The organism is Rhodobacteraceae bacterium S2214 (assembly GCA_025141675.1).
In the GTDB taxonomy this organism is placed as follows: Bacteria; Pseudomonadota; Alphaproteobacteria; order Rhodobacterales; family Rhodobacteraceae; genus Yoonia.
Genome location: CP081161.1, coordinates 338,314 through 360,323, shown reverse-complemented (window position 1 = coordinate 360,323; position 22,010 = coordinate 338,314). Strand labels below are relative to the sequence as shown.

Genomic DNA, 22,010 nt, shown 5'->3' with positions numbered 1-22,010 from the left:
CCACCGGTTGGGGCTGATTATAGTTTGTGAACTTTTGTATACTTCTTTTAGTATACTTAATTATTTCAATGGTTTATTCTTCAGTCTTTGCGTTCGATGACTTAGCGTCATCCATTGACTCTCGCATAGCGTGCGATTCGTCCACAAGCCTGACTTATCCTCATCCACCGTGGACAAACGGGCTGAACTCTGGGCAAAAAGTCGGGGTTATACCCAAGCCGTTGGTTGGGTCGATTTACCCTCAGATGTGTGCTCAGATTCTTCACGCATTTTTCCTAAAGGTTATCCACATGGCTGATCCGATTATTCTTGCCTCTGGTTCTGAAATCCGTGCGACGCTTTTGCGCAATGCTGGTGTCGATATTGATGTCGCGATCGCCCGCGTGGATGAAGATGCGATCAAACAAGCCCTTTTGGCCGAAGACGCCCCGCCCCGCGACATTGCCGATACATTAGCCGAGATGAAAGCCCGCAAGGTTGCGTCAAAACATCCCGATGCTTTGGTGATTGGCTGTGATCAGGTGTTAGCCTTTCAACAACAGACGTTATCCAAGCCCGCATCGCCGGATGATGCCCTTGCCCAGTTGAAGATGATGCGTGGCAAGGTCCATCAGTTGTTGTCGGCTGCTGTTCTTTATGGCGAGGGTAAACCGCAATGGCGTCATGTTGGCGTCGTTCGTTTGCATATGCGCGATGCCTCTGACGCTTATCTTGAAAGCTATGTCGACCGGAACTGGGACAGCATTCGTCACGCGGTTGGTGCCTATAAACTGGAAGAAGAAGGCGCACGCCTGTTTCACCGTGTTGAGGGCGACTATTTCAATGTGCTTGGTCTGCCGTTACTAGAGTTACTATCGTATCTAACCTTGCGCGGGACTTTAGACGGATGAGTGTGACTGTTATTCCATTGGCCGGTGTGATCGGGAACCCGATCTCCCATTCGAAATCACCGAAGATGCACAAATATTGGCTGCGTAAATATGGCCTGTTGGGGGATTATGTTCCGCTACATGTCCACGAGGATGATCTGGAACGTGTGATCCGGTCGATGCCCTTGATGGGCTTTGCCGGTGCAAACGTCACGATCCCGCATAAGGTGAACGTGATGTCGATTGCTGATCAGGTCAGCGACCGCGCCACGTTAATTGGTGCCGCCAATACGTTGATCTTTAAGAAAGACGGTAAGATTTACGCCGATAACACCGATGGCTACGGGTTTATGGCGAATATCAAACAAAACGCGCCAGACTGGAATCCAAAGGCCGGCCCTGCTGCGATCTTTGGTGCCGGTGGTGCGGCGCGTGCTGTGATTGTGGCACTTGCTGATGCGGGTGTGCCCGAGATTTACCTGTCGAACCGGACACGCCCCAAGGCCGAAGCGCTGAAATCGGAATTTGGTGCACGGATCAAAGTCGTGGATTGGGTGCAGGCGGGTAATATGTTGGATGATGCCAGCACAGTTGTGAATACGACATCGCTGGGGATGAAGGGTGCCGCCGAATTCCGTGTGCCGTTAGATGGTTTGCGTCCGGGTATGGTTGTGACCGATCTGGTTTACACGCCGTTGCGTACGCGGTTGTTGGATGAAGCTGAAAAGGCGGGTTGCACCGTTGTTGATGGTCTTGGGATGTTGCTGCACCAAGGTGTCCCGGGGTTTGAACGGTGGTTTGGTGTCCGCCCTGAAGTTGACGATGATCTGCGGCAGGTGATGCTACGATGATCACACTTGGTCTGACGGGTTCGATCGGGATGGGAAAATCCACGACGGCACAGATGTTCGCGGATCTTGGCGTACCTGTTTGGGATGCGGATGCCGCTGTTCACCGCATTTATAGCGTTGGTGGGACGGCTGTTGGTCCTGTGTCTGACATTTATCCGATGGCGATTACGAATGGTGCCGTTGATCGTGGTAAGCTGAAAGATATGATGGCCGACCGCGATGGTGTGTTGGAGAAAATTCAGGAAATAGTGCACCCACTTGTCGCTGCTGATCGTCAGGCGTTTCTGGATGATCATAAAGACGCCGATTTTGTTCTGCTGGATATTCCGCTGCTCTTTGAAACGGGTGCCGAGAAATGGATCGACGTGACGATCTGTGTCTCTGCCCCTGCTGACGTGCAGGAAAACCGCGTTCTATCGCGTAAGAGCATGACAAAACAGACGTTTGATATGATCTTGTCCCACCAAATGCCGGATGCCGATAAGCGCGCGAAGGCGGATCATGTCATTGAGACGCTTGAACTGGATGCGACCCGTGATGCTGTCGCGAAACTGATGACTGACTTGAAGGCTACCCATGGCTGATCGTGAAATCGTTCTTGATACCGAAACCACAGGTTTTGAACCGCATGAAGGCGACCGGATCGTTGAAATCGGTGCGGTTGAACTGATCGGCCACGTGCCCACGGGCCGGACGTATCACCAATATATCAACCCGATGCGGTCGATGCCGGAAGGTGCGTTTGGCGTGCATGGGATTGGTCCCGATTTGCTTGACGTGCCGCGCGATCCGAAACCGGGTGAGGTTATTCTAAAGGACAAACCAGTCTTTGCTGATGTCGCACAGGATTTCATCGATTTTGTTGGGGATTCCCGCATGGTGATCCACAACGCGGCCTTTGATATGAAGTTTTTGAACGCCGAACTTGGCTGGCTGAAGCGTCCGCTTTTGCCGATGGATCAATCGCTGGACACGCTCGCCATCGCACGGCGTAAATTCCCTGGTTCGCCCGCGTCTTTGGATGCGTTGTGTCGCCGGTTTGGCATCGACAACACAAACCGGACGCTGCACGGCGCGTTGCTGGATAGTGAAATTCTGGCGGAAGTGTATCTGGAGCTGATCGGTGGTCGCCAGCCCGGCATGGTTTTGCAGGCGGCTACGACACAAAAGGCGGGTGGACCTGATGAAGATTGGCGGCCATCGCGCCGTCCTGATCCCCTGCCTTCGCGTATTTCCGAAGAAGAGGCCGCCGCCCACGCTAAATTCATTGATAGCTTGGGCGACGATGCTTTGTGGAAGACGCTAAACTAGCGCCCAAACCTTACTGAACAGGTGTTTCCGCTTTTTGCGCTTCAACACGACGCGCGATTTCAGAGCGGTACAGCTGCAAGAAGTCGATCGTTTCAAGGTTCAGCGGCGGGAAACCACCGTCACGTGTCACATCGCTGACCACACGGCGCACGAATGGGAACGTGATGCGTGGGCATTCGATCAACAGGTACGGGTGCATCTGTTCTTCTGGTACGCCTTCAACGTGGAAGATGCCAGCATATTCAAGTTCCAGTACGAACAACGGCTCGCCCGAGTCTTTCGCGCTGCTGGTGATGTTCAGCTTTGTGATGATTTCGAACTGGTTTTCAGCAGACCGTTTTTTCGCATCAAGGTTTACCTGAACTTTGATTTCAGGTTTCGCATCAGGGCTGGCACCCTTTTGCGCAAGGATGTTTTCGAAAGAAAGGTCGCGGATGTACTGTGCCAAAACGCGGCTTTTCGCCTGCATGGCTTGTTCTTGCGGTGTTGCTGCTGCTGTCTCTGGTGTTTCGTCTGCCATGGGATGCTCCGGCCTTTAAAAATTGATTTCGCGAATTGGTAGCAGGACGTTGCACCAGCCTCAACCACGTTAGTGTTTTGTCCACCCAGATGGACCACGCGGGCTGTCGTGGGTTTGTGTGACGTCGCTGAATTCACCGTCGATGACACGATCTTGCGGGCCGCGATGATGGTGTTCGTGGGGTTGGTGGTTTTCGGCACCGCCCATTGTGAAGCTTTGTACGTTCACCCGCGATTTCACTGCACGAAACGCAGCTGCGCGAAACTGCGGGACCAGCAGCGCAAATCCGAAGGCATCGGTGAAGAATCCCGGTGTCAGCAAGAGTGCGCCTGCAAACAGGATCATCGCCCCGTTCGCCAACGGTTCGGTCGGGTCACGTAGTTCATTGAACGACCCACGTAGATTTGCCAGTTCACGCGCGCCTTGCGATTTAACCAGCCACGACCCCAGCATTGCCGTCAAAAGGACGATCAACAGCGTCGGCCAAAGGCCAATCGCGCCGCCGACTTCGATAAAAAGACCGATTTCGATCAGCGGAACGGCGATAAATGCGAATAACAACCACATAAGGGTGCCTCTTGTGCGACTTCTTGGTGCGAAAGGTGGACTCGCACCCTTCTCGAACCTACATAAGCATTGCTATGCGTTTTTCCATGGTTTCCGAGGATGAGGTCCGAATGAACAACTCGATTATTCAGCTGCTGGTATTGGTTGGCATTGCTGTGTTTCTAATTTTGCGTCTGCGCAGTGTTCTGGGAACGCGGGAAGGTTTTGAAAAACCCGAAGTGGTCCAGCCGCAGCGCCGCGGTCCTGATCTTGAAGTGATCGAAGGTGGTCCTGATCTGGACATCACCGATCATGCGGAAGAAGGCAGCGATATGGCGAAAGCCTTGGCTGCGATGAAACGCGTTGATCCGTCTTTCCACGTGGGTGAATTCCTCGGCGGTGCTAAAGGTGCCTACGAGATGATCCTGATGGCGTTTGAACAAGGTGAATTGGAAGGCGTTGTGCCGTTCATTTCCGAAGACGTGTTCGAAGCGTTCGCCAGCGTGATTGACCAGCGTGAACAGCAAGGTCTGACGATTGAAGCCACGTTTGTTGGCCTGTCTGACCTGGCGCTTGTTGATGCGGAATTTGATGAGACCACGAAAGAGGCCGAACTGACCGTCCGCTTTAAATCTGAACTGGCCTATCTGGTCCGTGATAAAGGTGGCGACATCGTCGAAGGCGATCCAAACGAGATCAAACGCCAGAAAGATGTTTGGACCTTTGCTCATGACATGGGGTCCGACGATCCGAATTGGCGTCTTGTCGCCACGGGTGAATAATATTTCATGCTGGGTCGTGCGGTCGCATTTGCATGGCTTGGCTTGATGCCAGCGGGGGCCGCTTTGGCTGAACCGACATATACAATGCTTGGGTTTGACGACCTGAATGGCTGGGCCGCTGATGATCATCAGGCGGCCCTTTCCACGTTTTTGAACACCTGCCGCGATATCAATGACCCCGAATGGGAAAATCTGTGCGCCTACGCGGCTGATGCACCTGATGCGAAGGCGTTCTTTGAATTGTTCTTTCAGCCTGTGCTGATCGAAGATGGTGAGCCGATGTTGTTCACAGGCTATTTTGAACCCGAATTGCGGGGGTCACGGACCCGCGGTGGCGACTACCAACATCCCATCTATGCGGTCCCTGACGATCTTGTCCCCGGTCAACCCTATGCCACCCGCCGTGAATTGCAGGAAGGTGATCTGCTGGCCGGCAAGGGATTGGAAATCGCTTGGCTGGCTGATCCCGTTGATCTGTTTTTCTTGCAGGTGCAGGGGTCGGGTCGCGTGAAGCTGCCAGATGGTGGTGGCTTGCGCGTCGGATATGGCGGTAAGAACGGTCGAGATTATTCGTCCGTTGGGCTGGAACTGGTCAGCCGCGGGATTTTTGAACAGCATCAGGTGTCCGCCGATGTGATCCGTAATTGGGTGAATGATAATCCCGAAGAAGGTCGCGAATTGTTGTGGGTGAACGACAGCTACGTTTTTTTCCGTGAAGTCAGTGAAGTACCTGCCGACAAAGGCCCGCTTGGCGCGATGAACAGGTCGATTACGACGATGCGGTCTATTGCTGTTGATCCGTCGATCACAAAGCTTGGTGCACCGGTTTGGATTGAAAAAGAAGGCGCTGATCCGCTCAATCGTCTGATGATTGCGCAGGATACCGGTTCTGCAATCAAGGGTGCCCAACGCGCCGATATTTTCTACGGCACGGGTGATCAAGCAGGACGCGATGCGGGTCGGATCAAGGACACGGGCCGCATTGTTGTGCTGTTGCCGATCCAGCGTGCTTTCGCGAAGCTGCCAGACGATGTGATTGAATAATGCGCAAGCCACGGCATCTGTCACCCGAAGAACGGGACTTATGGGATTCCGTGGCAGGCCGGATGAAACCGCTTGATCCAAAACGGCCAAAGACACCGGAACCTGTTGCGCCACCTAAGAAGGCAGCCCCGCGCGAACGCGATATTATTCAGGATTTCATGGTTGGCGCGAAGGCCGACCCGAAACGCCCCAATGATGTGCTGAAACCTGTTGGTGCACGACTGCAATCGGCCCCTGTGAATATGGACGCCAAGAACTACGGGCGGATGACGAAGGGCAAGTTGAAACCCGAAGGACGGCTTGATCTGCACGGGATGACATTGGCCGAAGCGCATCCTGAATTGGTTGCGTTCATCCTAGGCGCGCAGGCCGTTGGCAAACGGCTGGTGCTGGTGATCACAGGTAAGGGTAAAGAACGCGACGAAGGGTATGCGATCCCCGTGCGCAACGGGATTTTGCGGCATCAGGTGCCGCAATGGCTTGCTTTGCCGCCGATGGCGCAGGCGATTTTGCAGGTGACCCCTGCCCATCTGAAACATGGCGGGCACGGAGCTTATTACGTGTATCTACGGCGCAGTCGGTAGATCTTTGGATGCGTTCTTGAGCGGAATTAGCATCACCAAAATAGCAACGATAAACGATGCCGCGTACCCCAACATTTGCTGTTCAAACCCGACACCTATGTCGATCAACCAACCCGACAATCCGGGACCGATTGCAGAGCCCAGCACCATCACGGCCGTCGCCGCCGCCTTGATCGATCCGATGTGACGCGTGCCGTAGAATTCGGACCAGATCGCCATCAATACGGTCGCCTGCCCACCACCCGCGAGCCCCATGAGACATACGGCCAACGCGGTCCATGCAAGGTGGTCGGCGGACCAATGCAGGGTGAAGGCGGCGACCAACGGCAACAAGTAAAACGGTAGAATGATCTTGGCGCCAATCCGGTCGATCAACCATCCGTAAGCGATGCTAGATACAGCAAGCACCCCCGTCCCGATGGGAAAAACGGACACGAGCGCGAGGTGACTGTATCCTTTTAGGTCTGCAAAATGAACTTGGTGGAACCAAAAGGCCGTCGCGAAGGCCGGAAAGAACATGATGGTGGGCGTCAACGCCCAGAAAAGCGGGTGGCGCAAAGCGTCGCGGCGCGTCCAATGGTGGCCGCCCATGCCCGGTGACGCATTTTCTTGGGTCACCGATTGCGGTGTGCGTTCAAGGCGCAAGAGGCGGATCAACACGGGGATCATTGCAAGCGTGAAGATCGCCGCGCAGATCCACAACGTGCGCCAGCTTGCGAATGTTTTCAGCCAAACGAAGGTGAGCGGCAATGTTGCCTCGGCCAACATGTAACCAAGCCCTGCAATTGCCAGCGCCTTGCCCCGTGTCGCGACAAACCAGCGGGCCATGGCAACAACGGCAGTGTGGGTCATCATGCCTTGGCCAGTGAAACGCAGCGCAAAGATCACAAACGGCAAGATGACGGCCGTCGTATTGTAGGCCATCGTGAAACAGGCAGCGGCGAGCATGGCAGCGACGATGATGCCAAGGCTGCGCACGCGGAATTTGTCGGCCAAACCACCTGCGAACACCATTGCGACGGCGGATGCGCCCGTGCCCAGCATATACAATAACCCCCAGTCACCGTGGGACAGATTGAATTCGGTCCTGATATCGCCCGCGAACACAGCGATGAAAAACGTCTGCCCGAAGGACGACAGAAATGACAGCAAAGCGCCCGTCGCAAGAAAGGGCGCGTTTTCGCGAATGAACTGGATGTAGCCTGGAGTCATGGCGCGACATTGCGCCGATGCGGATTGGAAGGAAAGACCGCTTTTGCAGAGACAGGCGGGGGGCCAGCCCCCCGCACCCCCCGAGATATTTTTTACCAAAAGAAAGGGGCGCGGGATGCGGGTTTAGAGTACGTAACGGCTGACGTCTGTGGAGCGGCTGAGTTCGCCAAGATGTTCTTCGACGAAGGCTGCATCGACCGTGATTTCGTCGCCTGCTTTGTCGGGCGCGTTGAAGGACAGATCTTCGAAGACACGCTCCATCACGGTGTAGAGCCTGCGCGCACCGATGTTTTCAACGCTTTCGTTCACTTCCGCGGCGATTTTGGCAAGGGCTGCGATGCCTTCGGGTGCGAAGGTGACTTTTACGTCTTCAGTGCCCATGAGCGCCGTGTATTGCAGGGTCAGCGCGTTGTCTGTTTCTGTCAGAATGCGGATGAAGTCGTCCTCGGTCAGTGCGCGTAATTCAACGCGGATCGGCAGGCGACCTTGTAGTTCTGGCAACAGATCAGACGGTTTCGCGACGTGGAACGCGCCGGATGCCACAAACAGGATGTGGTCAGTTTTGATGGGACCGTGTTTGGTGGACACGGTTGTGCCTTCGATCAACGGCAGCAGGTCGCGCTGCACACCTTCGCGCGACACATCAGCGCCGCGTGCATCAGATTTTGCACAGACCTTGTCGATCTCATCAAGGAACACGATGCCGTTCTTTTCAACCGCTTCCAGCGCGACCTTTGTCACGCTTTCATCGTCGAGGAGTTTGTCGGCCTCGTCCGCGATCAAGGCGTCATAGCTGTCCGCGACGGACATCTTTTTCTTGACCGTGCGTCCGCCTGCCATTTTGCCGAACAGGTCGCCGATGTTCATCATGCCGCCCATGCCGCCGGGCTGACCGGGAACTTCGAAACCGCCCATGGGGTTGGATGTGTCGGCGAGTTCGAGTTCGATAATCGTGTCGTCGAGTTCGCCTGATTTCAGTTTGCGCCGGAACATTTCGCGGGTTTGATCGCGGGCGTCGGTGCCGGCTACGGCGGTGATGACGCGTTCCTCTGCTGCTTCGCGCGCTTTGGCTTTCACGTCTTCGCGCATGTGGTCGCGGGTATCGTTGATTGCGATTTCGATCAGGTCGCGGATGATCTGTTCGACATCACGGCCGACATAGCCGACTTCGGTGAATTTGGTCGCTTCGACCTTGATGAAAGGTGCGCGCGCGAGTTTTGCCAAACGCCGCGAGATCTCAGTTTTACCAACGCCAGTGGGCCCGATCATCAGGATATTTTTCGGGTACACTTCATCGCGCAGATCGTCGGACAATTGGTTGCGCCGCCACCGGTTACGCAATGCCACGGCAACAGCACGTTTCGCGTCTTTTTGGCCGATAATGTAGCGGTCCAGTTCGGACACGATTTCGCGGGGGGTCAGGTCAGTCATAAGGGTCTCTTATTCAGCAGGAGGAAGACGGTGCAGCGGGATGAAACCGGGCATGAGGCGTAGCAGCCTTGCGCGGAATTTTTCCCAGAATGCACCTAAGATGAGAAGGATGATGCCAAGGGCAAGGATCGTCGTCGCGATGCCATCGCCGCCAAAGACGGTGCCTGCGACGGCCACGACATAACCGATGGCCGTGATCAGGAACGACCGGCGGTCGATGATCATTGCGATGACAGCGATCACGGCGAGGAACGCCAGAAGAACGGTCATGTTTTCGTCGTTGATCAGCGACAGGGCGATGGTGTTCACAAGCGCGGGGGCGGCGACAACGTGCAGCCAGAACCCGTTGGCGGCGCGGCGCGTGACACGGTGCGGATCAGACATATCAAACGCCATAGCGGCAATGAAGATTGCGATGCCAAGGCCAAGAGTGATCCACGCGAAGGGTCCGCCAGCGGAAAGGAGAAACAGGTCAGCGGGGTTTTGGGGCGTCCCTTGGTTAATGGCTGCGACCATCATCGCGACAATGAACAAGCTGACGGCAATCATCGCCATCGCAAAGGGTACACGGAACCGCAGCCAGAAAAGGCCGACAGCGACGGTGGTCATGGCAAGTGGGAAAGGCAGACTGCTGTAGTCTTGTTGGCCGATCATGAAGGGTTCGGCGAAGTAGGCGACAAGCGTAACGCCAGCGTTCAAACCAAACAGGATCGACAGGGCAATCGCGGGGCCAACCATGCGCCTGCGCCAGATGAAATATTCGGACAGCAGCCAAAGGAATGCCGCACCGGGGACACCGTACCAAAGTGCTGCATCACGAAATCCGATGATTTGCGTGTCGAAGACGGCGGTGATCAGGCCGACCCAGCCAAGCGACAGGATCAGCAGGCCCACGATGATGAAAATTTCGTTGAAGCCTTTGAACAGCTCAAACGGTTCATCGCCAGGATGCAGGCCTTCGCGCGCGCCACGGCGACTGTGCGCGAGGGCGGTCAGAGACGCGGCCTGCTTTTCGGACAGAATGCCTGCGGCGACGCTTGCGCGGATGTCATCAGTTTCGATCATGTCAGATACCTATGGTCTGTTGGGCCAAAGGCCAAGTGATGACATGATTTTCGCGAGAGTTCACAAACGCGTATGCGCGGTATCCTGACAGATTTTTCGTCGCTAGGGTCTGTCGCAAGAGGCCATTTACCGGAGGATACCAATGGACCGTCGTACTTTTTTTGCTGCCGCACTTGCCACAACTGCTGCCCCTGCTGCATTCGCTGGCGGACATGGCCGGCTGTTTTCGTTTCGCGGAATCAACAACCACACCGTAACTGGCACCGCAGAGATTGTGGGCAACACTGTGTATCTGCTGGATGATTTCAACTTTGACAGCGCACCCGATCCTCGTATCGCGCTGGGCAAGGATGGCGTGTACGATCCGGCAACGGTGCATACGCTTGTCTTGCAGCCGAGCCAATACAAGGGCGCGTCGTCATGGGAATTGCGCCCTAGCGTGAACCCCGATGACTACAACGAAGTCTGGATTTGGTGCGAAAAGTTCAGCGTTGGTTTGGCGATTGCATCCGCCAAGTAATTGGGGGCCAGCCCCCAAACCCCCGAGATATTTACGACCAAAAGAAAAAGAGTCCGCGTTTACGACGTGGGCTTTTTGATTGTTTCAACAGTCAGTTTACCGTTGGTGTAGACGCAGATGTCAGATGCAATTGCCATCGCTTTGCGGGCGATTTCTTCGGCGTTCAGATCACTGTCCATCAGGGCGCGACCCGCTGCCAGCGCGTAGTTACCGCCTGATCCGATCGCTGTGACCTCGTGTTCGGGTTCCAGCACGTCCCCTGCCCCCGTGATCACAAGCAGTTCGCTGCCATCGGACACAATCAACATTGCTTCGAGTTTTTGCAGATATTTGTCGGTGCGCCAGTCTTTGGCCAGTTCAACAGATGCGCGCGCGAGCTGACCAGGTGTGGCTTCGAGTTTCTTTTCCAGACGTTCCAGCAGTGTAAACGCATCTGCTGTCGATCCCGCAAATCCACAGATCACGTCGTGCCCGCCCGGTGAAAGTCGCCGCACTTTACGTGCTGTGCCTTTAATCACCGTCTGGCCAAGGCTGACCTGACCGTCGCCTGCGATGACCACTTCGTCACCTTTACGCACGCCGATGATTGTGGTGCCGTGCCAGCCGGGAAAGTCGTCGTTTGCCATGGGTCGCGTCCTTTGTTGCTTAGCGTCTATATGGCAATCCGATGGTTTGCTGACAATAGCGGCTGCCAAAACGCAAAAAGGGCGCCCCAATGGACGCCCTTTCGAACCAAAGTGATTGGTTTAGATGGATTCTTCGATCCAGCCTTGGATCGCAGCTTTTGGTGCCGCGCCCGTCTTGTTAGAGACGACTTCGCCGCCTTTAAACATGAACAACGCAGGAATGCCGCGCACGCCCATTTGTGCTGGTGAGTTCGGGTTTTCGTCGACGTTGACTTTGACGATCTTAACCTTGCCGTCCATTTCAGCGGACAGTTCTTCCAAAGACGGGCCGATCTGTTTGCATGGACCGCACCATTCTGCCCAGAAATCCACAACAACGGGGATATCGGACTGACGGACTTCGGCGTCGAATGTGGCGTCGGTGACGGCTACTGTGGCCATGATGGCTCTCCTAGATTTATGTGCTTGGCCAGAACCTATGAACCAGCGCGGGGAGGGTCAAGCGGCGTTCACGCGTCAGTTACCGTACGTAGTGCATCGCGGGTCATGTCCGCAGGCAGCCGCATCAAATTTGCTGTGTGTGTCCAAAGGATTGCAGTTTCAATCGCGTGGTTTGGAAAGATTTGGTGCAACGCGGATTGGTAGGCCGCCATCTGACGCAATAGGCCGACAGGGACGTCCTGTGGTTGATCCGGCACTTTGTGGTTCGACTTGTAATCAATAGCCAGCACTTTGGTATCTGTGACGATCAACCGGTCGATCGCGCCGTGAATACGGTCGTCGTTCAGTTCGAGCAGATCGGCGGTCACATCAACTTCGACAAGCGCATCGGGGGCGAAGATTGGCGTCAGGTCCGGCGTGTTCAGCAAACCAATGACATGGTCGATCAGGTCGGTGTCAAAGGTGTCATCTCCCTGCCCGTTCAGTATTTTCAGGCCAAGGTCATAGCGGTTTTCTGGTTCGGCAAGTGGCAGGTGTTCCAGCAAGCGATGGATCATGGTGCCGCGTGCCTTTGCGGTTTCTTGATCGGCGTCGCGCGGATCGCCGGGCAGCACTTTGGCGCCTTTCAGATCGGACGGTGAAATGGTCTGTGATCGTGTCCCTTCAGGGGTTTCACCAAATGTGATTTTCTGAACTTCTGCCTTTTTAGTGACTGTTTTTTCGCGACGTTCGCCTGCGTTCCAGTCAAGGTGTGAGACGCGGCGGATATCGTGATACCCGACCCTTTCGACCACATCACCTGCCTGCTTCATGCCGTCCGAAATGATGTTGTACCAACTGTCATCACCGTCTTTGACATCGCCCGCAGCTGCCACGATCAGCCACTTTTCGGCCCGCGTCATGGCAACGTAAAGAAGCCGCATCCGTTCTTCGGTCTGCTTGGCTTTGATCGCGTCCAGCTTTTCGGCGATTGCGGGTGGCGTGCTGTCGGATTTGGTTTTCCATAACGCGACACCGTTCTTTTCGATCAATTCACTACGCACGATGTTTTTGCGTTCCGCCGTTTCGGGCAGGAATACGATCGGTGCCTCTAGCCCCTTGGCCCCATGCACGGTCATAACCCTGATCCGGTCGCCTTGGCTGTCCATCTGGCGTTTAACCTCTAGGTCGTCGGTCGCCATCCACGCAAGAAACCCCGTTAGGCTGGGGACGCCGGTGGATTCATAGGCCAGTGCTTGGGACAGCAGCGCGTCGATACCGTCTTCGGCTTCGGATCCCAACCGCGCGAGAAGTTTGCGACGCCCGTCGTGGCGCGTCAGAATGCGTTCGATCAGATCGTAAGGGCGTAAGAAATCGGCCTGTTTGCGAAGATCGCGCAAGACGGTTTTGGTAGTCTCGTATTGATCGCTGTCACGCAAGGCGGGCCAAAGGTACCCCTTTTGCGGACGATGGTGTGCGAGCGTGTAAAGATCCTGTTCGGTCCAGCCAAACAGCGGGGATTTCAACGCAGCGGCTAGCGACAGATCATCCTCTGGCAAAGCCAAGAAGGATAGAAGTGCTGCGAGGTCTTTGACGGCCAGTTCCGCCCCGACTCGCAATCGATCTGCGCCCGCGATCTTCAGTTTGGCGGTTTTGCAGGCGCGGATGATTTCCGAAAACAGCTCAGATCGCCGTTGCACCAGAATAAGAATGTCGCCTTCGGTCACGGGACGACGATCATAGGTGCCGGAATGGCCGATTTCGACTGGAATAGTCTCTTCTTTGATCATCCGTTTGATGTCGAATGCGATCTGATCGGCAAGCCGGACGACGTGATGATCGGGGCTGATCACATCAACAGGATTGGTCCAGTCGATGTCGGGTTTTTCGTCAGATGGTTCGACCACGGGCCATAGATCAACGCGTCCCGGCATGTTTTGTTTGAATGCCAGATGCTGCACGTTTGGTTCCAGTCCAGCGGCGCGGTCGCGGGTGAATGTTTCGTCCACGACGCGCAGGATCGCCTGCGACGACCGGAAAGAATGCAGCAACGCTTCGCCATGCAAGCGATCATCGACGGCTGCGAGACCTTCCTCAAAGTGGTCGCGCATTTGATCGAACGCGGCGGGATCAGCGCCCTGAAACGAATAGATCGACTGCTTTTTGTCACCGACGACGAAAATGGTGCGGCGGCGCGATGGATCAGCGCCCTCGCCCGCAGTGAATTCCTGCGTCAGCTGTTTGATCACGGCCCACTGATCGGGGCTGGTGTCCTGTGCTTCGTCCACCAGGACATGGTCGATACCGCCGTCGAGACGAAACAGAACCCATTGGGCAACGCGACGGTCGGTGAGCAGACCTTTGGTCTTCTGGATCAGGTCGTCAAAATCCAGCATTCCCATCGCGGTTTTGCGGGCTTCGTATGCAGGCACGAAGGCCGCGCCGAACCGGTTCAGCGCGGTTGAGCGTTCAAATGCCATCAAAGCCAGACGGTCGTTGCGAGCCTGTTCGACAGTTTCCATGATGATGTTCACGTCGTCGATCAGTTCTGCGTTCGCTTCGCGTGTCGCCTTAGTCGGGAATTTGTCGATCTTCGCGCCAAAGGGGGCTTTGGCAGTCGGACCGAATAGAAAAACAGACTCTAATGTGGCGATATCGGCTAGTTTCGGTGGCGCATTGAAGTCGATTGTCGCTAGCGCATTTGCGGCTTTGACCTCTGTGCTGCTGCCTTTCGCGAGCACCGCTTGCAGGCGTTTCAAGGTGTTGCGTTCTTCCGGCCCCAATACGGTGTCGAGCAGAATGTCCTCTGTCACCCCTTCCGCCAAATCGAGCGCTGCGTGCAGATCGCTGTCTTTGGTTTTTGCGGTGAACAGGCTGCGTTTGTTCGCGATTTCAGCGGTCAATGCCGCGACATCTGCCCCCGTGAAATGCCGCAACATCGTGTGAACCGTGTCGGCGTGCGGGCCAAGCAGCAGATCATCCATGACCTCTGCGCGCAGCAACTCGGCCTGCCTGTCTTCCATTTCGCGAAACTGTGGACTGACGGCGGCCTCTAGCGGGAACCGACGCAGCACGCCCGCGCAGAATGAGTGGATCGTTTGAATTTTCAGACCACCCGGCGTTTCAATCGCCTGCGCAAACAAGGTGCGGGCGCGATTAAGTTCTTCTTTCGTGATCGTTTTGTCAAAACCAAGTGTTGTCAAATCAGCCCGCAACGCGTCGTCAGGCATCATCGCCCAGGCGCCAAGCCGTTTGAACAGTCGGTTCTGCATCTCGGCGGCGGCGGCTTTGGTGTAGGTCAGGCACAGAATGTTCTGCGGATCGACCTGTTCGAGCAAAAGCCGCGCCACGCGGTCGGTCAGTACCCGTGTTTTCCCCGACCCTGCGTTGGCAGACAGCCATGTAGAATTGAGTGGATCGGCCGCGTTGACCTGTCGTTGGGTCGCATCGTCGCGCATCATGACAAATCCTCCGGTTTTGGCAGATCCGCCATCGTCCATTCGCCGAAGCGTGATAAGTGGTCATAGGGGCTGAAGTCGTCTTTACTGAACATCGCCATCCGAGCGCTATAGCCTGTAGTTTGCGTGTTCCATTTGCCAAAAAGCGTCTCTAATCCAGCGTAAACCGCTTCAATCGGGTTCTCATCCAAGGGTGCCGGCACGTCGCGCATGGCTGCATTCACGCCGAGAAAAACCGCTTCGTCCACGTGTTTTTCGCCAAGATCTTTGAACGCACCACGCGATACCATCACGGCCTCTGCCAGAAGCTGTTTGTCGAACTTTTCCTGCACGTCCTTGGTGGGCACCGTTCCGGTTTTGTAATCGTAGATCAGGGCGGTGTTTTCCGGCGTCAGGTCGATCCGGTCCGCTTTGCAGGTGATGCAGATGCCGACGGAGGGCATGTGCATTTCGCCCCACCCTTCGGATACTGCAAGGCTACCTTTGGCTTGCCGCATTGCTTCAGCGGCGAGGAAAACCGGCGCGAGCTTTTCCATCCGCGCCATCCATTGGGCGCGGATGGTGGGCCATGGGCAGTTTGCGGTGAAATGGCGTGCCGCGGTTTCCATCAGTTGCGTGAATGCGGCAGGGTCTTTCGCGTCAGGTTTACTACCAATGAATTCATCAAGGATCGCATGGATGATGACCCCGCGCAGTGGTGCATCGGCGGTCGGGACAAGAGGGTCGAGATCACGCAGGCGCAGCACTTTTGACGCGTAAATGGCGTAAGGGTCCCTGATTAGGGTCTTGATCTGCGTGACCGAGATTGTGTCGGGGCGTTCGCTGACCGGCGGTTTCGGGGATGGACGGTGCGCAGGTTTTGTTGGTGCGTCAGGCACGCTTAACCGTGCGGCCATTGCGATCCAACGGTTGCCTTCGGATTGCATCGCCTTCAGCGCGGCAGGACCGTCTTGATCCGGTAAACCGCTGAGCAGATTGGTTAGGCGGTTCACCCAGCGCGACGGAACGGTTTCCGCGTCGGCGTTACGTTTGGCGCGTGTGATCCAGACCTCGGCCCCTGCGACGGCCTGCTGGTAATCGTGCGCGGACAATCCGATGCGCCGTTCGGGCAGCAGTAACCCCGCTTGTGCCCGCATTTTGCGGTTAAGCCATGGATCGGGTGTGGGTGCTTCTGGCCAGACACCTTCGTTCATGCCGCCAAGAATGACGAGATCGGCGCTTTGCACACGCGCCTCTAACGTCCCCCAGATCAGGATGTTTGGATGGCCTGCATCGCGGTCGCGCACGGTGCCTGCCGCCAGCAGCGCGCCGAACAGGCCCGTGAATTCGGTAGCGGACATGTCGCCGCTGGCGTCAGCGTCGCGCAGGATTGTGTCGCAAACCTTGCAGGCTTCGCGACCGGCTGCTTCATCCCAAAGACCACCGGACCCTTCATCGCTTTGACCACGCGCCAGCGCCTCTGACAGATCAATAATGCGTTCAATATGGCTTGATAGAGACTGTTTTGGTGACGGTGAAACAGATTGCAGGATCGTTTGCACCCATGCGGACCAATCCGGATCAACACGAAATCCCTTGTGATTTGAGGCATCGATTAGCGTTTGTTCATCTGGGAAAGGGACAGCGTTGCGGCGGATAAACAGCTCTAATTCCCGCGTGGATAACAAATGCGGACCGCGGTCGTTCTCGGTTGAATGACACAACGGATGTTTGAGCAACGTCAACAACGCTTCACTGGTAAAAGGGCGGTTCAATGCGTCAGTGACATGCCGCAGGAACCGACCGGGCGGCGATAGGGCAAGCGGCATGCCCGCACTGTCGTCCGGCACGATGTTCCACAGATCAAGGGCAGCGGCGACTTGGCGCGTCAGGTTTCGGTCTGGCGTGATCAAGGCGGCGGTGACACCGTCCTCTGCTGCTTGGCGTAGGCGCAGGGCAATCGTTTCGGCCTCTGCCCGTGGGGATGGGGCTTCGACCAGCGTTAATCCTTTGGTCGCGGCGGTGAGATCACCAAGATCGGGGCCGTCCGCCAGCCATTGATCCGTCACGGGAGCTGGACGTAATGACAGTGAAACCAATGCGTTACGGGCAGGGTTCGGGGCAGGGTAGTTGCCCCAGTGCTGGATATCGTCACGCTGCAGATCCATCGCAGACATCAGTTTGCGAAACCTGAATTGCGGGTGATCTTCTGCAACGCCTTTGTCGCCATCTAGCGCGTTCCAGACGTGCGTCGGCATGTCGAAATCGAAACCGGGCAAGACGATTGCGCCGTTTGGTAGGTTCGCAACCGCGCGCATGAACAATCCCGTTGCCCCCCGCGACCCGGTCGATCCTGCGACAATGATCGGATGGGCGGGCGGTGTATCAGCCCATGTCGCGATCATGGTTTCAATGACTTGGCGTTGGCGGGCCTCGATATCAGGTTCTGCGCTGTCGGCCGCAAAGTAAGGCGCGATGATGTTCAGAAACTTTAACGCGCGGTCCCAATGTCCGGATTGATCGGTGATGTCGAGGCCGCTGATGTTGTCAGGCGTAACCCCTTCGCCTTGCATTTCGTCCATCAATTTTGCGAGGCTATCGGACAGATCGTAAAGCGCTGCGCGCGGGGCGAGTTCGGGTTCTTTGTCGAGCAAAGCAGACACAAACTTGGCCAATTCCAACCGTCTGCGCAATGGTGACACAGGTGCCGTTACATCCGTGGCGATGGGGTCTTTAGCGAGATCGGTGATCAACCGGATACGCGGCAGCAATCGTGCAGGGCCGGCGTCGAACACGTCTCTGATGCGGCGTTGCATGCGTGATGTGTTTACAAAAATCTGGATTTTCGCGAAGTCCTGCGGAGGCATGTCGCCCGCGTAGTCCAGCAATCCGGCCACTAGTGCGGTCGCGAAATCTGATCCCGGTTGCAGGCCGAAAATGCGTGGTTTTGTGCTTGGTTCAAACATCGGCATTCTCACCGATCAGTGTTTCTGCGACCGGGATGCTGTCAGGTTGGCCAACATCGCACCAACGGCCCGCATATGTGATCCCGTGCAAAGTGCCGCGTGCAATTGCGTTGTCCCATAGGCGGTTAAGGGAAAATACGTCGTCCGAAATTTCGGCCAAACCATCGGTGCGGATCATTTGCAGGCCGCTGTAAATGTGACCGGGTTGGCGGGTCAGGCGTCCTGTGTCGTCGACGACGAAGTCGCCATTGCCTTTGTGACCCAGAACTTGCGCAGTCGGGATCAACATAAGTAGACCTTCCATGTCATCACGCCACGCGTTCAGCAGCTGCGCAATCGGATTTGGCCCGTTCCATATGGCGTCCGTATTCAGCGTGACGACGGGATCGGGGCCCAGCAGCGGAAGCGCGTGACGCAGTCCACCACCGGTATCGCGCAGCAAATCGGTTTCGTCGGAAAACACGACAGATCGATCAGTCAAATGGTCACGCAGAATGTCTGCTTTGTAGTGCAGGTTCACGACGGGTGGATCCAACGGTTGACCTTTGGCCAGATCAAGCGCGTGATCGATTAACGGGCGTCCCGCGACTTCTACCATCGGTTTTGGTTTGTCGGCGGTCAGTGGACCCATGCGCGTGCCAAGGCCCGCCGCGAATAACATGATAGAGGTCATAGCAGGTCCTTAATTGCCGCATTTTCCGGCGCAGGTAGTGTCTGTTCAACGCATTTTTGCAATTTTTGCAGGGCAGGGTGGGCAAGATCGGTTTGGATCATTTGCCTCACATGCGGGATCATGGCCATGTATCGTGTTTTCCCGTCGCGACGTGCGAGCCGCGCGAAAACACCCAAAATGCGCAGGTTCCGTTGGACAGCCAGACAGGCAAGTGCGGCTTGCATGGCATTGGGATCAGCGTCGGTTTCGACGATGAAGTGGTCCGTCATGGCGCGGGCCAGATCGGGATCAACGACGCGCCGGACATCACGGAGCAACGAAACAAGATCGTAGCCACGCGGCGCGATAAATGCGTCTTGATAGTCAAGCAGGCCAACTCTGTCGGTGCCCTTTTTATCGGCGCGCCAAATCAGATTTTCGGCGTGATAGTCCCGCAGCGCAATCTTATCAGCCGTTGGACAGAGCCGTGCCATGTGGTCAGACATTTCGGTAGCGATCTGTGTTTGCTGGGGGTCACCGTACCATTCGGCAGTGATTTCCAGCATTTCGCCGCCGACCTCGGGTGTCATGCGTGCCAGGTCTGGTGGCGGGGTTGCGCGATCAAGTGCCACCAGAATGTCGGTTGCAGCTGTATAAAGCTGGGTTGCTTGATCGGGTGCGTGGGTCAATTGGATTGTGAAATCGGTGCGCCCGAGATCTTCGAGTAGCAGTAGACCATTGTTCGGATCATGAATCAGGGTTTGCGGGGGGCGCAGATGTTGATCCGCCAACCAGTCACCGATTTTCACAAATGTCGCAGTGCTTTGTCCCGTCTGCGGGTCCGCGTCCATGAGAATGACCGACTGGTTTTCATTGGTCAGGCGCAGATAACGCCGCGATGATGCATCACCGGCAAGTGCGTGTTGCGCCCAATTTTCCCACTGCGACCCTTTCAGGAAATCGCCGATCAACGATGCCCGATCAGTCATTGAGATGTTCCAACCGTTTGGCCCATGCCGAGTTTGGCGAATAGGTGACTGAATGGCCATTTTCCAAGGCCTGGAAATGCAGTGTTAGGGCATTTGACGGGGCATCGTCGCCCAATCTATCGGGCCATTCGATCAAACAGATCGCAGTTTCAAACGCCTCATCAAGCCCGAGTTCGAACGCTTCATCCGGATGCGTGAGCCGATAGAGATCGCAGTGCCAAATCTCTGCGGTCTCCGTTTCGTATGTCTGGACAAGGGTGAAGGTTGGCGATGGAACGTCGATTTCTGCACCAACCATCGCCCGAATGACCGCCCTTGAGAATGCCGACTTTCCGGCCCCGATGTCACCTGACAGCAGGATCGTATCACCGGGGGCTAGGACAGCCGACATTTGCGCGGCAAAGCGCTGCGTATCGGATTCAAGCGGGAAAAATAGCGAGGTCGTGGTCATATCCCATGATTATGACCTGACGCTGTACCTGCAAGCGAATTCAGCCTTTCAGCCCGTAGATCGCTGGGTCAGGCATGGCCAATTTTTGCTGAACCCGAGGGCTCATCCGCGACAGGACGGAGAATGAAATCATCGTCTTACCACCAGCAATTGGTTGCGCCTTACAGGTAAACTGTCGTCCATCGTCCAAAATCGCGCGATCGGTCCACAGTTTGCGATGCCCGCTTTTGCCAATGAAGTCGCGCAATTCGCCCCAAATCGGTGCAGCGGCGCAATGGCTTTGCCACATCATCATTTCTGCCCGTAGATCGTGCACGCGCACAGTTGTGTCATAGTCGACATCCCAAAGGTCGGCGTAGGCCTTGTTCGTTGTCACCAATGTACCGTTTGCTGAAAAAACAGCGATTGCATCGGGTAAAGCGTCCATAACGCCTTGTCCGGTTTCGAGGTCTGACCGAAAACGGCGGGTCATGGAAATTTCAGCAGTGATGTCTTCGAAGAAGAAGGCGTAAGATCCATCTCGTGCGGGCTGGCCGATTACCTTGAACGTTTGCCCGTCGGCGATTTCCCAGTTTTCGCAATAGGCTGTGCGTTTCGTAGATGAATCGTTCAGCGGGAATTGTTCTCTCCATTTGACGTAATCTTTGGGTTCCGGCAGCAGCCGTGCTTCTCTCAGGCTGTCCAGAAACATTTGCATCGACGGTTTGCTGCTTAGAAATTCCGGCGCCAGATTTGTCATTTCGATGAGCGCCGGATTAAACATCGTCAGGCGATGGTTCGCGTCAAAAGTTGCAAGTCCGGTCGAAAGTTGCGCGAATATACGGCCAAACATTTGAACGGCTTTGCGTTTCTCCTGTTCCGCAAGGACTGCCTTATTCGCATTGCTCGCGAAATGTAGCGCGTCGTTTCCGTTTTTGAAGGTTGTGATATCGAACCACGCTTCGCCATTTTTGGCCGGAATATCGATCGATTTACGCCGCGACACGTGATCGTCGGCGGTCATATCGTGATGCAAATCGGGGAAAGCAGGTTCGCTTGGCCACGATTTAACGGACTTATTCTGATCGTCAGATATGAGGTCGCACAGGTCGAGATATGCCTGATTGGCCCAATTTAGCTGCCCGTCGCTGTCTTGCTGCCATACCATGTGCGGGGATTTGTCCGCGATGTTCCGAAGCATGGTCAGTTCATCAAGCATCGCATCTTGCGCGGCGATTGCACTGATCGTCAAACTATCTTGGGTGCATGTCCCGATCAGTTTTACTTGGATCAAACCGTCGATTTCGGTGACCTCAAGAGAAATGGCTGAATCGTCCGTTGCCGTCAGTGTATGCACTTCATTTCGACCGATACGGTCCATGACTGTGTTCAGTGTCGGAAAGCGCGCACTTAAGATATGCAACATGGATTCCCGTTCGTTCATGTGCGGCGGGACGTCCTTAATCAACATCTGTGCGTCGGGTGTTGCGTCGCGCAATTCGTTCCCATCAAACAGAAATGTCGGAACGATGTTGTCTAAACCCGCGTAGCGATGGTTCAAACCGAGCGTGCAGTAAAACCAAAACCCTAATGCGACAGCCGCAGTCCCACCCAACGATATGGTAGCGATCAACGCCACCTCCAAAAGCCCTAGTGATTCCATTTGCCCAACCTAATTTTGCCCAGGCTGAGAGTCGCTTTGTAAGGTTAATGTTGGGTAAACGTTTAGTGAGACTCAGAAAATTCGTTTTGACC

At 55.6% G+C, this 22,010-nt stretch carries 21 protein-coding genes; 8 read left to right on the top strand and 13 right to left on the bottom strand.

The window, feature by feature from the left end; all coding sequences use genetic code 11:
* Positions 1–290: 290 nt before the first annotated feature.
* Genes K3729_01675 through dnaQ form a run of 4 tightly spaced genes read left to right on the top strand, consistent with a single transcriptional unit; the run spans position 291 to position 3,031 of the window.
* Positions 291–890: a Maf family protein gene (locus tag K3729_01675; protein ID UWQ99533.1), complete on the top strand. Its 600-nt coding sequence runs from the start codon at positions 291–293 to the stop codon at positions 888–890.
* Positions 887–1,720 (top strand): shikimate dehydrogenase, encoded by an 834-nt coding sequence (locus K3729_01670; protein ID UWQ99532.1) that lies wholly within the window; start codon positions 887–889, stop codon positions 1,718–1,720. The genes K3729_01675 and K3729_01670 overlap by 4 nt, the downstream gene beginning before the upstream one ends.
* Entirely contained in the window at positions 1,717–2,304 is a 588-nt protein-coding gene (coaE, locus tag K3729_01665; protein UWQ99531.1) for a dephospho-CoA kinase, read from the top strand. Before K3729_01670 ends, coaE begins: the two co-directional genes overlap by 4 nt.
* Positions 2,297–3,031 carry a DNA polymerase III subunit epsilon gene (gene dnaQ, locus K3729_01660; GenBank protein ID UWQ99530.1) on the top strand — a complete coding sequence of 245 codons (735 nt, stop codon included), beginning with the start codon at positions 2,297–2,299 and terminating at the stop codon, positions 3,029–3,031. Before coaE ends, dnaQ begins: the two co-directional genes overlap by 8 nt.
* A gap of 10 nt (positions 3,032–3,041) precedes the next feature.
* On the opposite strand, the gene secB is transcribed toward dnaQ, so the two are convergent.
* Positions 3,042–3,551: a protein-export chaperone SecB gene (gene secB, locus K3729_01655; GenBank protein ID UWQ99529.1), complete on the bottom strand. Its 510-nt coding sequence runs from the start codon at positions 3,549–3,551 to the stop codon at positions 3,042–3,044.
* 69 nt (positions 3,552–3,620) lie between these two features.
* Positions 3,621–4,118 carry an FxsA family protein gene (locus K3729_01650; GenBank protein UWQ99528.1) on the bottom strand — a complete coding sequence of 166 codons (498 nt, stop codon included), beginning with the start codon at positions 4,116–4,118 and terminating at the stop codon, positions 3,621–3,623.
* 110 nt (positions 4,119–4,228) lie between these two features.
* Here K3729_01650 and K3729_01645 point away from each other — a divergent pair, with 110 nt between their 5' ends.
* From K3729_01645 to K3729_01635, 3 genes are read left to right on the top strand one after another with little or no spacing between them, the layout of a single operon-like run.
* A complete protein-coding gene (locus tag K3729_01645; GenBank protein ID UWQ99527.1) occupies positions 4,229–4,879 on the top strand; it encodes a Tim44/TimA family putative adaptor protein in 651 nt (216 codons plus the stop codon).
* Positions 4,880–4,885: 6 nt separating this feature from the next.
* Positions 4,886–5,923, top strand: coding sequence for an MltA domain-containing protein (locus K3729_01640; GenBank protein UWQ99526.1), 1,038 nt, complete (start codon positions 4,886–4,888; stop codon positions 5,921–5,923).
* Positions 5,923–6,507 (top strand): Smr/MutS family protein, encoded by a 585-nt coding sequence (locus tag K3729_01635; GenBank protein UWQ99525.1) that lies wholly within the window; start codon positions 5,923–5,925, stop codon positions 6,505–6,507. Before K3729_01640 ends, K3729_01635 begins: the two co-directional genes overlap by 1 nt.
* On the opposite strand, the gene K3729_01630 is transcribed toward K3729_01635, so the two are convergent.
* The 3 genes from K3729_01630 to K3729_01620 all read right to left on the bottom strand — a co-directional run bounded on the left by K3729_01630 (position 6,490) and on the right by K3729_01620 (position 10,215).
* Entirely contained in the window at positions 6,490–7,719 is a 1,230-nt protein-coding gene (locus K3729_01630) for an MFS transporter (GenBank protein ID UWQ99524.1), read from the bottom strand. The two genes, K3729_01635 and K3729_01630, sit on opposite strands and share 18 nt — an antisense overlap.
* Before the next feature lie 123 nt (positions 7,720–7,842).
* Positions 7,843–9,150, bottom strand: coding sequence for an ATP-dependent protease ATPase subunit HslU (hslU, locus tag K3729_01625; protein ID UWQ99523.1), 1,308 nt, complete (start codon positions 9,148–9,150; stop codon positions 7,843–7,845).
* 9 nt (positions 9,151–9,159) lie between these two features.
* Positions 9,160–10,215: a hypothetical protein gene (locus K3729_01620; protein ID UWQ99522.1), complete on the bottom strand. Its 1,056-nt coding sequence runs from the start codon at positions 10,213–10,215 to the stop codon at positions 9,160–9,162.
* 142 nt (positions 10,216–10,357) lie between these two features.
* Here K3729_01620 and K3729_01615 point away from each other — a divergent pair, with 142 nt between their 5' ends.
* Entirely contained in the window at positions 10,358–10,735 is a 378-nt protein-coding gene (locus K3729_01615; GenBank protein ID UWQ99521.1) for a DM13 domain-containing protein, read from the top strand.
* A 59-nt stretch (positions 10,736–10,794) separates the two neighbouring features.
* Here the strand turns inward: K3729_01615 and hslV are convergent, their stop codons facing one another.
* From hslV to K3729_01575, 8 genes are all read right to left on the bottom strand, one after another.
* Positions 10,795–11,322, bottom strand: a complete 528-nt coding sequence (gene hslV, locus K3729_01610) for an ATP-dependent protease subunit HslV (GenBank protein ID UWR00901.1) — start codon at positions 11,320–11,322, stop codon at positions 10,795–10,797.
* A gap of 159 nt (positions 11,323–11,481) precedes the next feature.
* Complete coding sequence (trxA, locus tag K3729_01605) at positions 11,482–11,802, bottom strand: thioredoxin (GenBank protein UWQ99520.1); 321 nt, start codon at positions 11,800–11,802, stop codon at positions 11,482–11,484.
* A 68-nt stretch (positions 11,803–11,870) separates the two neighbouring features.
* A complete protein-coding gene (addA, locus tag K3729_01600; GenBank protein ID UWQ99519.1) occupies positions 11,871–15,242 on the bottom strand; it encodes a double-strand break repair helicase AddA in 3,372 nt (1,123 codons plus the stop codon).
* Complete coding sequence (gene addB / locus K3729_01595; GenBank protein UWQ99518.1) at positions 15,239–18,184, bottom strand: double-strand break repair protein AddB; 2,946 nt, start codon at positions 18,182–18,184, stop codon at positions 15,239–15,241. Before addB ends, addA begins: the two co-directional genes overlap by 4 nt.
* Positions 18,177–18,857 carry a nucleotidyltransferase family protein gene (locus tag K3729_01590; protein ID UWQ99517.1) on the bottom strand — a complete coding sequence of 227 codons (681 nt, stop codon included), beginning with the start codon at positions 18,855–18,857 and terminating at the stop codon, positions 18,177–18,179. The genes addB and K3729_01590 overlap by 8 nt, the downstream gene beginning before the upstream one ends.
* Complete coding sequence (locus K3729_01585; GenBank protein ID UWQ99516.1) at positions 18,854–19,825, bottom strand: phosphotransferase; 972 nt, start codon at positions 19,823–19,825, stop codon at positions 18,854–18,856. Before K3729_01585 ends, K3729_01590 begins: the two co-directional genes overlap by 4 nt.
* Positions 19,818–20,276 carry a tRNA (adenosine(37)-N6)-threonylcarbamoyltransferase complex ATPase subunit type 1 TsaE gene (tsaE, locus tag K3729_01580; GenBank protein ID UWQ99515.1) on the bottom strand — a complete coding sequence of 153 codons (459 nt, stop codon included), beginning with the start codon at positions 20,274–20,276 and terminating at the stop codon, positions 19,818–19,820. The genes K3729_01585 and tsaE overlap by 8 nt, the downstream gene beginning before the upstream one ends.
* Positions 20,277–20,316: 40 nt before the next feature.
* Positions 20,317–21,918 carry a PAS-domain containing protein gene (locus tag K3729_01575; GenBank protein ID UWQ99514.1) on the bottom strand — a complete coding sequence of 534 codons (1,602 nt, stop codon included), beginning with the start codon at positions 21,916–21,918 and terminating at the stop codon, positions 20,317–20,319.
* Between the last annotated feature and the right edge of the window lie 92 nt (positions 21,919–22,010).